General features: G+C 68.2%; 10 protein-coding genes. 6 read left to right on the plus strand and 4 right to left on the minus strand.

The window, feature by feature from the left end; genetic code table 11:
- Window positions 1-2: 2 nt before the first annotated feature.
- Window positions 3-2,294, plus strand: a complete 2,292-nt coding sequence (locus DL990_RS31380) for a glycoside hydrolase family 95-like protein (protein ID WP_125800843.1) — start codon at window positions 3-5, stop codon at window positions 2,292-2,294.
- Between the two features lie 60 nt (window positions 2,295-2,354).
- On the plus strand, window positions 2,355-3,323 hold the full coding sequence (locus tag DL990_RS31385) for a peptidylprolyl isomerase (RefSeq protein WP_125800844.1): 969 nt from the start codon (window positions 2,355-2,357) through the stop codon (window positions 3,321-3,323).
- 388 nt (window positions 3,324-3,711) lie between these two features.
- Here the strand turns inward: DL990_RS31385 and DL990_RS31390 are convergent, their stop codons facing one another.
- Window positions 3,712-4,350, minus strand: a complete 639-nt coding sequence (locus DL990_RS31390) for a PadR family transcriptional regulator (RefSeq protein WP_125800845.1) — start codon at window positions 4,348-4,350, stop codon at window positions 3,712-3,714.
- Window positions 4,351-4,417: 67 nt separating this feature from the next.
- Here DL990_RS31390 and DL990_RS31395 point away from each other — a divergent pair, with 67 nt between their 5' ends.
- Entirely contained in the window at window positions 4,418-4,870 is a 453-nt protein-coding gene (locus DL990_RS31395; protein ID WP_125800846.1) for a hypothetical protein, read from the plus strand.
- On the opposite strand, the gene DL990_RS31400 is transcribed toward DL990_RS31395, so the two are convergent.
- The 3 genes from DL990_RS31400 to DL990_RS31410 form a co-directional block, all read right to left on the minus strand.
- Window positions 4,801-6,234, minus strand: coding sequence for a flavin monoamine oxidase family protein (locus tag DL990_RS31400; RefSeq protein ID WP_199746682.1), 1,434 nt, complete (start codon window positions 6,232-6,234; stop codon window positions 4,801-4,803). The genes DL990_RS31395 and DL990_RS31400 overlap by 70 nt on opposite strands.
- A gap of 142 nt (window positions 6,235-6,376) precedes the next feature.
- Entirely contained in the window at window positions 6,377-7,201 is an 825-nt protein-coding gene (locus DL990_RS31405; protein ID WP_125800847.1) for an NAD(P)-dependent oxidoreductase, read from the minus strand.
- Window positions 7,202-7,236: 35 nt separating this feature from the next.
- Window positions 7,237-8,052 (minus strand): IclR family transcriptional regulator, encoded by an 816-nt coding sequence (locus DL990_RS31410; protein ID WP_125786323.1) that lies wholly within the window; start codon window positions 8,050-8,052, stop codon window positions 7,237-7,239.
- 154 nt (window positions 8,053-8,206) lie between these two features.
- Between DL990_RS31410 and DL990_RS31415 the strand changes: the two genes are divergently transcribed.
- Genes DL990_RS31415 through DL990_RS31425 form a run of 3 tightly spaced genes read left to right on the plus strand, consistent with a single transcriptional unit; the run spans window position 8,207 to window position 12,007 of the window.
- Window positions 8,207-9,718 carry a sodium:solute symporter family protein gene (locus DL990_RS31415; RefSeq protein WP_125786324.1) on the plus strand — a complete coding sequence of 504 codons (1,512 nt, stop codon included), beginning with the start codon at window positions 8,207-8,209 and terminating at the stop codon, window positions 9,716-9,718.
- 46 nt (window positions 9,719-9,764) lie between these two features.
- Complete coding sequence (locus tag DL990_RS31420) at window positions 9,765-10,748, plus strand: 5-dehydro-4-deoxyglucarate dehydratase (RefSeq protein ID WP_125786325.1); 984 nt, start codon at window positions 9,765-9,767, stop codon at window positions 10,746-10,748.
- Window positions 10,749-10,750: 2 nt separating this feature from the next.
- Complete coding sequence (locus DL990_RS31425) at window positions 10,751-12,007, plus strand: glucarate dehydratase family protein (RefSeq protein ID WP_125786326.1); 1,257 nt, start codon at window positions 10,751-10,753, stop codon at window positions 12,005-12,007.
- Window position 12,008: the final 1 nt, after the last annotated feature.

Here is a 12,008-nt window from a genome sequence, read left to right on the forward strand (position 1 = left end):
GGATGGACATCACTCGCAGGACGATGCTCGGCGGGGCACTGGCGGGCGTGGCGGCGGCCGGGTTCGCGCCGTCCGCGTCGGCGGTGGAGAACGACTTCGCGCTCGGCGGACTCGACTGGCCCGGCTTCCTCGGTACGGCCGACCTGCTCTGGCGCCGGATGCCCAAGACCTGGTACGAAGGCCCGTTCCTGGGCAACGGTTTCCTCGGCTCGGGTATCTACGCCGAACCCGGCCGCAACGCCGTCCGGTTCAACGTCCAGCACAGTGAAGTGCAGGACCACCGGCCGGAATTCGGCTCCCTGTTCGGGCTCGCGCGGCTGCCGATCGGCTACTTCACCCTCGAACCGGTCGGCGCCATCACCGGGATCGACTGGCGGATGGACCTCTGGAACGCCGAACTCAGAGGCACGATCACCACGGCCGCGGGCAGCCTCTCGCTGCGGGCGATCGTCCACACCGGACAGTCGCTGCTGGCCGTCGAGATCGAACCGACCGAGGGTGAGCGCGGCTTCGAGTGGACCTTCCACCCCGCCGAAGCGGTGAGCCCGAGAACGGATCCGAAGTTCGGGAAGCCGCCGCCCGCCGGGTACGTCGCCAACCCGCCCGCGAGTCTGGAAACGAGTGGTGACACCCATCTTTCCGTGCAGAGTCTGCTGGCGGGCGGCGAACATGTGACGGCGTGGCGCGAGGTCGCCCGGGGATCGAAGCGCACGCTGTACACGTCCGTGGCGTGGTCGTATCCGAAAAGGACGGCCGCACGAGAGGCATTGAAGACGATCCGCCGGGCCGAGCCGTTCTCCGCTTTGGCGGCGGAACACCGACGCTGGTGGCACGACTACTACCGGCACGGTTTTCTGTCCATTCCGGACACCCGGCTCCAAGGCTTCTACTGGATCCAGCTGTACAAGATCGCCTCCGCCGCGCGCCGGGAAGCGCCGGTCATGGCGACCTGCGGGCCGTGGCTCGAACCGACCCCGTGGCCGGCGACGTGGTGGAACCTCAACGTCCAGCTGGAGTACTGGCTCATCCACGGGTCCAATCACCTCGAACTGGACGCCGTCGGTCACGCGCTCGGCAAGTACCGGTCGAACCTGACGAGTCAGGTCGCCGAGCCGTACCAGCACGATTCGGCCGGCATCCCGCGCACGACCGACATGACCCTGCTCAACGGCGCCGCCGGGACGAACGCCGGGTTCCCCGTCGGTGTTCCCGGCAAGGAGACGCCGACGCCGGAGGTCGGCAATCTCACCTGGGCACTGCACAACGTCTGGCTGTCCTATCGGCACACGATGGACCGGCGCCTGCTGCGGGACACCCTGTTCCCGCTGCTGCGCAAGGCGATCAACTACTACCTCCACTTCCTGGCACCCGGGCCGGACGGGAAGCTGCACCTGCCCGCGACGTTCTCCCCGGAGTACGGCGTCAACGCGCCCGACTGCACCTACGACCTCGCGCTGATCCGCTGGGGCTGCCGGACGTTGCTGGAGTCGGCGGCGGAACTGCGGATCGACGACCCGCTCGCGCGAAGGTGGCGGGAAGTCCTGGCCACGCTGGTCCCGTATCCGGCCGACGCCAACGGCTACATGATCGGCGCGGGGGTGCCGTTCGCGAAATCGCATCGGCACTACTCGCATCTGCTGCAGATCTACCCGCTGTACGAGATCACCTGGGAGCGGCCGGAGCAGCGGCGGATCATCGAGACCTCGCTCGACCACTGGGTGGGCTTCGAGGGCGCGTTGCAGGGTTACACGTTCACCGGCGCCGCGTCGATGTCGGCGCAGATGCTGCGCGGTGAGAAGGCGGAGTTCTACCTCGGCGAACTGCAGCGCCGCTACATCCAGCCGAACACGATGTACAAGGAATCCGGTCCGGTGATCGAGACGCCGCTCTCGGCGGCGCAGTCACTGCACGACATGCTCGTGCAGAGCTGGGGCGGGGTCATCCGGCTGTTCCCGGCCGTGCCCGCGAAATGGGCGGACGCCGCGCTGCGCGACTTCCGCACGGAGGGCACGTTCCTGGTCAGCGCTTCCCGGCAAGGCGGCAAGACGCGGTGGGTCAAGATCACCAGTGAGGCCGGGGCGCCGTGCGTGCTCCGGACGGACCTTGGCGGGGAGCTGACCGTCCGGGACCGGTGGGGGAGGCCGAAACGCTGGTGGCGGCTGCCGAACGGGGACGTCCGGATCGACCTGCGGCGTGGGGAGGAGGCCGTCGTGCACCGCGCGGGCGACCGGCCGGACTTCGAGATCCGGCCGGTTCCGGCGAACGGGAACAGCACGCCATGGGGGATGCCGTGACGTCGTGAGCGGCCATGCGCGAGAGTGTTCCTGTACTTCCTCCGGACGACAGGAGCACAGATGTCCCAGCCACCGCAGCCGGGCGAGCCCGAAGGCCAGAAGCCCGACCCCGGGGCTCCGCAGGGGCAGCAGTACCCCCAGCCGCAGTATCAGCAGCCCTATCCGCAGCAACAGGGTTGGTACGGGCCTCCGCAGCAGCCGCCGCCCTCGTCGAACAAGACGGCGCTCTGGGTCGGGCTGGGGGTGCTGGGACTCGTGGTGGTGGTCGCCGTCGTGGCGATCACCGGATTCGTGGCGCCGGGCTTCTTCCTCTCGGACTCGAAGAGCGAGACCGCGGTCGCGGCGCCGTCTTCGGCTCCGACGTCGAGCGCGCAGGACACGACGACGGACAGCCCGGTGCGGATCCCGGCAGGCCGCATGGATCTGCCGAAACGCACGACGCCGCTGGCGGATCCGGCGAACTGTGCCTACCCGGCGGATTCCACCGGTTCGGTGCCGAAGAAGGCGAACCCGCCCGCGGCCGGTCCGACCCCCGCGACCGGCACGATGGCCGTCACGGTCAAAACGACCGCGGGCGACATCGGGCTGACGCTCGACCGCGGGCTCGCGCCGTGCACCGTGGCGAGCTTCCTTTCGCTGGCGCAGCAGGGTTTTTACGACGGCACCTCGTGCCATCGGCTCGGCACCTCCGGCTTGCAGATGCTCCAGTGCGGTGACCCCGAAGCCTCCGGGATGGGCGGACCGGGCTACAACGTCCCGGACGAGGCCTTCCCCGAGGTCAAGTACGGCCGGGGCATCCTCGCGATGGCCAAGAGGCAGACGCCGAACTCGGGAGGCAGCCAGTTCTTCATGGTCTACGGCGAGGCGGAACTGCCGCCGGATTACACGGTGTTCGGGAGCATCTCGGACCCCGGTCTGCAGACGCTGGACAAGGTCGCGCGCGCCGGGGTGGACGACGCGAAGGGGCCTGGTGACGGAACGGGGCCGCCGCGGATCCCGGTGACGTTCCAGTCGATCGCGGTGGGCTGAACGCGGTTGCCGTTAAGGTTCGTGCAGGCCTCCTTGAGGGACTCTGGTCCCTCAAGGAGGCCTTTATTCGTGTACCTACGTCTGGCCTGCGGGCTGGTGGGTGGGTCGTGAGGTGATGCCACCACCAGGTCGATGGACGTCGCGCGTGACTGGACACCGATCTCGCGTGATTGAACGCGGAACTCGCGTGTTTAAACGCGGATCTCGCCCGTGCCCGGCTCCGCCGTGAGTTCCGCTTCCCATCACGCGTGTCACGCCTAAGGCCACACGACGACCGGGGGATCTCAGAGCGCGAGCCCCGAGTAATGGGTAAGCAAATGCAGTGCCCCCAAGGAGGCCTTCACGGACTTCAGGATCCGCCAGGCAGGCTCAAGGCGGTAGTGCCGCGCTACCAGGGTGTTCGGCCTTCGCCCAGCCGGGTCAGCAGTTCGGCGGGTGTGGGGCCGCTGTGGGTATCGGGCCAGTCCCGGACCTGCTCTTCGGCCCAGTCCGCCCACTGCCGGGTCATCTGTGCCAACCCCACGCGGTACGCCTGGGTCAGGCCGACGATATGCGCCCGGTCGGGGTAGGGCTCGTCGCCGGTCGCGTAGTCGTGCGTGATCATGGCCGCGCCGGCCTGGGTTCGATCGGCCCAGGCACGGGTCGCTTCGATGGCGCCGAGCAGGTCGTCCTTGTCGCCGAGATCGGAGAACAGGACCTTCATCATCGCGTCGAACTGGAACTGCGGCTCGGCGGCGGCGTCGGACAGCCAGCGGCGCAGTTCCCGGCGCCCGGCTCGGGTGATCGAATAGCGGGTGCGGCGCCGCCCGCCGTTGGTCTCGGCGGCCGCCGTGGCCAGGCCGTGGGCCACCAGCGCCTTGGGCTCGTTGTAGACCACGCTTTCGGCCGAGGCCCAGAACGTGCCGCTGCGTTTGAACTGCTGCGCCAGTTCGTAGGGCGTGTGCGGGCGCAGTCCGATCAGGCCCAGGACGCCGTAGGACACCGTGGTGAGTTTCTTCGTCCGCCCGGTCAAATCGGCCTCTCCCACCTTGCCGGATACTCCGTATCAGAGTATAGACATACTCTGATACGGAGTATCTATTGCGAGGTGTCCCATGGCTCAGACACCACTCACGCCCGACACCGACTGGATTCACCTGCGCTGGTCCGCCCTGATCCTGTCGGCGATCGCCGCCGCGGTGTTCGGCCTGCTGGCCGGTTGCGGTGCGGGGTTACGTGGGTTCAGCGTCGGCGAACCCGGCGACTTCGGTGCGTGGTTCAACGTCCTGGCCTGGATATCCGTCGTCCTCGCACCCGTACTGGCCTGGATCTTCGTCGGCCTTGTCGTGCTGATGGGCGGCATCGTCCTCATGACCAGGAAATCCCCATCGGGCACCGAGGCCCTCGAGTTCGGCCTCCAGGCCGTTTCGGTCATCGCGTTCTACGCGCTGGTCCCCGTCGTGCTGCTGTTCGCCGGGCCGTTCGTCCTTTGGACGTTCTACTGGTTCTCCACTTGGTTCGGCACCTGCGTCCCTCCCGCCTGCAAGTCCGTTCCAGCCGTCCCCTGACACTGGACGGCCCGGACGATCGCGTCCGCCGCGGCTTCGCCCGATCGGACCGCGCCGTCGATGTAGCCGTACCAGCGCGCCGAGATTTCTGTTCCCGCCCAATGGATCCGGCCGACAGGAGCGCGCAGTGCGGAGCCGAGTCGCGTCCAGGCACCCGGCGGGAACACCGCGGAGTAGCCACCCCGGGCGAACGGTTCCTCGTTCCAGTTTCGTTCGACGAAGTCCACCGGCGTCGCGGCCCGTGGACCGAACAGGTGCGCCAGTTGGCCGAGGAGGATCGCGCGGCGGTCGGCAGAAGAGCGGGTGGCGAGGTCTTGGGCGGAAGCACCGTTGACGAAGCCGAGCAGTACGCCGCGCCGGCCGGACGGCGGGCTGCTGTCGACGGTCAGTGCGATCGGGCCGCGCAGGCTGAGGGCGGCGCCGGTGAGGCCCGCCGACCGCCAGAACGGTTCCGGATAGGTGGCGACGCATTTGATCACGCCGCCCATGGGCAGTCGCTGCAGCAGGTTGTCGCGTGCGGACGGCAGCGGCGGGTGGTAGACCAGCCGTGCCGCGAGCGGGGGAGGAACCGCGACCACCACGTGGCCCGCCCGCCAGGTCGTGCCGTCGTCGACGGTGACCACGACACCGGAATCGCCGTGTTCGATCCGCCGGACCAGTGCGTCGAGCCGCACCGCGGTGCCCAGCCGGTCGGCGATCTTGATGGCCAGACCGTAGGCCCCGCCTGCCAACCGGTCTTGCTGCGCGCCGCCTTCGACGTCGGTCAACGCAGACAGGCCGCCGCCGGACTTCACGTGGAAGAGTGCGTGCAGCAGCGACAGTTCACTTGGTTCACAGGCCCAGATGGCTTGGCAGGCAAGGGTGAGGAATAGGCGACCGCCCCGGGTCCTTGCCGTGCGGTCGATCCAGGATCGCAAAGTCTGCCCGTCGAGCGCGGTCGCGTTCGGGCTACGCCACGGTGCTTCGGTGTCGATGGTGCGGGCGAGCCTGTCGAGGCGATACTGGGTTCGCGCGACATCGAGGAGTGTCAACGGGCCGAGTTTCGGGACCATGCCCCGAAAACGGCGTAACCGCCCGCTCTCCGTCTGAAGCAGGTTCTCGCCGGCCGTGTACGTCGGGATGGTGGCCACACCGAACTCCGCGGCCAGCGCGTGGACCCGGTCCTGGCCGGGTCCGACGAATTGGCCGCCGAGGTCGACGATCTCGCCGTCGACCTCGGCGCCGGCCGTACGGCCACCGACTTGAGGGCGGGCTTCGAGGAGAAGGACTTCGACTCCGCGCTCACGGAGCCGGTGGGCGCAGACGAGACCGGCCATACCGGCGCCGACCACGACCACGTCGAAGTCAGGATGATGGTGGGACACTTGACCTCCTGGGTGTGTTGGTCGTGTCCGCGACGCGCGCGGACACACCAGCGCACCCACCTGCCACCATGGCGCTGACTTCGGTTTTCAGTTGTGCGCGTGGATCATTCCCGCCCGCCGCCGCGCATGTCAACCGACGCCCTCAGAGCGGGTTGTGTGCCCCCAGCGGCGCGGTGCAGAACGGCCCGCCGATGTACTCCGCAGCCACCCCGGTCGGAGCGGGCTTGTCCGCCAGCTGATCCGCGTAGGTCTCCGCGTTGTCGAGCGATTTGTAGCCCAGCGCTTCGGCTTCGGCGAGGGAGTAGACCCGGCGAGTGTTGTCCGAGACGCCCCAGATCAGCCGGTAGCCCGGGGAGGGGTAGCTCAGGCAGGCCTCGAACAGCCGGGCGCCGTCGTCGGGGGAGAGCCAGGTGGTCAGGCCGCGCGGGCCGAGGACGAGCGGGCTTTCGAAACACGAGCCGATCCGGATGACGATCACGTCCATGCCGAACCGCGAGTGGTACAGGCTGCCGAGCGCTTCGATGGTCGCTTTGCTGACGCCGTAATAGGTGTCGGGCCGGGGCGTGGAGTCGGCGGGAAGGCCGTCTTCGTCTGCCTCGTCGTTGCGGCGGAAGCCGACGGAGTGGTTGCTGGAAGCAAGGATCACGCGTGGCACACCGGCCGCGCGCGCGGCTTCGAGAACGGTGTGGGTGCCGTTGATGTTGACGTCGAGCGTGGCTTCCCAGGAGTTCTCACGGCTGTGCCCGCCGAGGTGGATCAACGCGTCGACGCCTTCGCACGCCTTCGCCATCGCCTCCGGGTCGGTGACCGAGGCGATGATCGGTTCTACGCTCTCGCCCGCTTCGGCTTCGGGCTGCGGAGCCAGGTCGAGCAGCCGCAGGATCCGCCCGGAACGGCGCAGCCGCGACCGCATCAGGGTGCCGACGATGCCCGCCGAGCCGGTGATCAGGACGCGCTGGTCTGCCATGGGTGCCCCTTGTCAGTGGAAGAAGTACGGGTCGGTCAGCGGATGCCGGCGCGGCGCAGTTGCTGGCCGAGTTCCGCGGTGATTTCGGCGAGGAGTTCGCCGACACGCTGTGCGTCGGCGTCGGTGACTTCGGTGACCGGCATGGAGCAACTGATCGCGTCGGTGCCGGGGATGCGGTACGGGATCACGGCCGCGACGCATCGGACGCCGAGGCTGCCTTCCTCGATTTCCGCCGCATAGCCGCGTTCGCGGGTCTTCGCGCATTCGGCGTGCAGCGCTTCGGCCGTGGTGATGGTGTTCGGGGTCAGCGCCGACAGCTCCCCGGTCAGGAGCGCGTCGATCTCGTCGTGCGTCAGTTCGGCCAGCAACGCCTTCCCCAGCGCGGTCGCGTGGGTGGGCAGCGTGCGGCCGACACGGGAGACGAGATGCGTCGAGTGTCGGGACTCGCGCGTCTCCAGATAGACGACATCAGTGCCCTCGCGCCGCGCGAAGTGTGCGGTGAAGCCGGTCTTCTCTCGGATCCGCTCCAGTGCCTCGGTCGCGTACGGGACGACCGGGTCGCGGTCCAGGTACGCCGTTCCGCAGATCAGCGCGCGGACGCCGAGGCGGTAGCGGGCGGTGTTGGTGTCCACTTCCAGCCACCCTGCTTCGAGCAGGGTGCGGAGCAGCCCGTGCAGGCTCGACCTGGGGAAACCGGTGCGCGCGTGGAGATCCGACAGTGAAAGCCAGACGTCGTTCGCGGCGAAGGTCTCGATGAGATCGATCGCCCGCCGGGCCGATTTGACCCCGGCGGGTTCGGGCGCGGCGGCCGCGCCGTTCGCCACGGTGACAGCGGCTTCCTGCTGTGGCATCCGCGCTCCTCCATCCGGCCGTTGACTTGTGACTCCGGCCATATTAGCGTCCCGAACAGCGTTCTTATGGATGAACATAATCACTATAACAGACTCCGTTCATGGATGTGAACAGGTCGGGCTGGGCCTTCGTGAACGCGGAAAGGAGTCAGCGGTGCATTTGCTGGACTGGATCATGGTGTCCGCGTATTTCGTACTGATGGTGGTGATCGGCTTGTGGTCGCACAGCCGGGTCAACACCGTCAGTGACTTCTTCACGGCCGGCGGCAAGATGCCGTGGTGGCTGGCCGGTATTTCCCACCACATGTCCGGCTACAGCGCCGTCCTCTTCGTCGCGTATGCGGGCGTCGCCTACACGGACGGCATCACCGTCTACTTCTGGGGCATGGCCAGCATCGGTATCGGCGTCGGTATCGGCAGCTGGCTGTTCGCCTCTCGCTGGAACCGCCTGCGCTCGAAGCTAGGGGTCGCCTCGCCGCTCGAGTACCTGGCGAAACGCTTCAACGTGCCCACGCAGCAGGCGCTGGCCTGGAGCGGCAGCCTCCTGAAGATCTTCGACATCGCGGCCAAGTGGTTCGCGGTCGCGACGATCCTCAACGTCTTCGCGGGCGTGCCCTACACCTGGGGCATCGTCATCACCGGCTCGATCACGCTGATCTACTGCACCGTCGGCGGTCTCTGGGCCGACGCGCTCACCGACTTCGGGCAGTTCGTCATCCAGGCCATCGCGGCGATCGTGATGCTGTGGGTCGTACTGGACAAGCTCGGCGGTGTCTCCGGACTGTGGACCGTGTGGGGCGACCTCCCGCCCGCCCACCTGAACCCGACGACGTCGAAGTTCACCACCGTCGTGTTGCTCGTCTACGTGCTGGTGAAGACGCTGGAGTACAACGGCGGTATGTGGAACCTGGCGCAGCGCTACATGGCCGCGCCGAACACCTTCGAAGCCCGCCGGAGTGCCCGGCTCTCCTCGATCCTGTACCTGGTGTGGCCGCTGGTGATGATGTTCCCGATGTTCGCCGCCCCGCTGCTGATCCCGGACATCGACAACCCCAACAACGCCTACGCGATCATGACCACGACGTTCCTCCCGCCGGGGCTGGTCGGGCTGGTGCTGGCCGGGATCTTCTCGCACACCATGGCGATGGTGTCCTCCGACGCGAACGCGATCTCCGCGGTCATCACCCGCGACATGATGCCGGTGCTGTGGAAGAAGGCCCGCGACTTCACCGAATCCCAGGGGTTGCTCGCCGCGCGGATCTCGACGGTGGTCTTCGTCGTGCTGACCATGGCGGTGGCCACGCAGGCCGAGAAACTCGGCGGTGTGCTCGGTATCGTGGTGCTCTGGGTCGCCGCCCTGATGGGCCCGATCTCGGTGCCGCTGCTGCTCGGCATGCTCCCCGCGTTCCGCCGCTCCGGCTCCCGCGCGGCCCTGATCTCGTGGGCGGGCGGTCTTATCGCCTACGCGATCGCCTACTACGGCTACAACGCCACCCTCGCGGTCACCGTGTCGACGCCGATCCTGGTCTCACTGGCGCTGTTCATCGGGCTCGGGTACCTCATGCCCGAGCGCAAGGCCTCCACCGACGAGATCATCGACACGATCGACCGCGACGACGACGTCCTACCCCGCAAGTCGCAGGACGGCACCACCGTGCCCGCCTGACCGGGCCCGAACCCGGGACCATCCACAAAGAACGAAAGAGAAATCCATGGCACAGCCCAAGTTCGAGGCACGTTTTCCCGCCGAGAACTCATCAACACGAGTCGAGCTCGACGGCCTACTGGCGTTCCCCTTGACCCCCTTCACCGAGGGGCTGGAACTCAACCTCGACGCGTTCGCGGAAACCGTCGAGAGCCACGTGGCCGCCGGAGCCGGCGCGCTGTTCGTCGCCTGCGGTACGGGCGAATTCAGCTCGCTGTCCCCGGACGAGCACGCGGCGATCCTGCGTAAGGCTCGCGAGGTCGTGGCCGGGCGTGTGCCGGTGTGGGTCGGGGCGGGCGGCGGTGCGGCGACGGCCCGTGCCGGGATCGCGGCGGCGGAGGCGGGCGGCGCGGACGGCGTCCTCCTCCTGCCGCCCTACCTGGTCACCGGTCCGCCTGCCGGGCTGGTCGACCACGTCCGGTACGCCGTCGGGGAGTCCTCGATCCCGGTGATCGTGTACCACCGTTCCACCGGTGTGTTCACCCCCGGCTCGGCTGTCGACCTCCTCGGCATCCCGTCGGTGGTCGGCATCAAGGACGGCTTCGGCGACGTCGAACTCATGAGCCGGATCATCACCACGATCCGCTCGGTCGACACCGACCGTGCCCGGGATTTCCTGTTCTTCAACGGTCTCCCCACGGCGGAGGTCTCCGCGCGCGCCTACTCCGCGGTCGGCGTGGCGCGGTACTCCTCGGCCGTGCACTGCTTCGCCCCCGAGATCGCGGCCCGTTTCCACCGCGCGCTCGCGGAGAACGACGACGCGGTCATGGAGGCGCTGCTCGCCGGGTTCTATCTTCCGCTGGTGGCGCTGCGGGACGAGGGGCAGGGCTTCGCCGTGTCGCTGGTCAAGGCCGCCGCACGGCTGCGCGGGGACAAGGTCGGCTCCGTCCGGCCGCCGCTGGTCGAGCCGACCGCGGACCAGATCGCCCGGCTGGAGAAGATCGTCGACGACGGGTTCGCCGTCCTCAAGTCCGTCGAGGCCGGTGCCTGAAGATGAAGGTTCTCGACGTCGTCCTGACCCCGGTCGCCTTCGCCGACCCGCCGCTGCTCAACGCCATGGGTGTGCACGAACCCTTCGCGTTGCGCGGCGTCGTCCAGCTGATCTGCGAAGACGGCGTGGTCGGCCTCGGCGAGTCCTACGGTGACCTCGCGTTCCTCGAACAGGTCCGCAAGGTGCTGCCGGAACTCAAGGGACAGGACGTGTTCGACCTCCCCGGCCTCCGCCGGAAGGTCGCCACGACGCTGGGCGAGGTCGTCTTCGCCGACGCGCACGGGCTCACCGGTGGCTTCTCCGTCAGCAAGACGGTCGCCAGCGTGTACTCGCTGTTCGAGGTTGCCGCGCTCGACGCGCAGGGGCACTACCTCGGCAGGCCGGTGGTGGATCTGCTCGGCGGCAAGGCCCGCGACGCCGTCGACTTCTCCGCCTACCTGTTCTACAAGTTCGGCGCCCACCTCGGCGCCGAGGAGGACTCGTGGGGCGAGGTGACCACGCCGGAGGCGCTCGTCGGCGAGGCGCGCCGGATGGTGGAGGAGTACGGGTTCGGGTCCATCAAGCTCAAGGGCGGCGCGTTCGATCCCGATCAGGAGATGGCCGGGATCCGCGCGCTCGCCGAGGCGTTCCCGGAGCATCCGCTGCGCATCGACCCGAACGCGGCGTGGACCGTCGAAACGGGCATCCGGGTCGCCGAAGAACTCGACGGCGTCCTGGAGTACCTCGAAGACCCGACGCCGGGCATCGAGGGCATGGCGCGCGTCGCCGAGAAGGCGAACATGCCACTGGCCACGAACATGTGCGTCGTGCGCTTCGCGGACATCGAGCCCGCGTTCCGGCAGCGAGCGGTCGGCGTAATACTTTCGGACCATCATTACTGGGGTGGTCTGCGGGACACCCAGGCGCTGTCCACCACGGCGGAATGCTTCGACGTGGGGCTTTCCATGCACTCGAACAGTCATCTCGGGATCAGTCTGGCCGCTATGGTGCACGTGGCCGCGGCGACGCCGCACCTGACCTACGCCTGCGACACCCACTGGCCGTGGAAGACGGCCGACGTCATCGCCCCGGGTGCGCTGGAGTTCGCCGACGGTGCGGTCGCGGTGCCCGACAAGCCCGGGCTCGGGGTCGAACTCGACCCCGACGCGCTGGCGCGGGCCCATGAAGACTATGTCCGAAGTGGACAGACCAAACGGGATGACGTGACCTATATGCGGAAGTTCGTCGGAAACTTCGAGCCGAACACGGCACGGTGGTGAC

It is taken from the genome of Amycolatopsis sp. WAC 01416, assembly GCF_003947485.1.
GTDB lineage: Bacteria > Actinomycetota > Actinomycetes > Mycobacteriales > Pseudonocardiaceae > Amycolatopsis.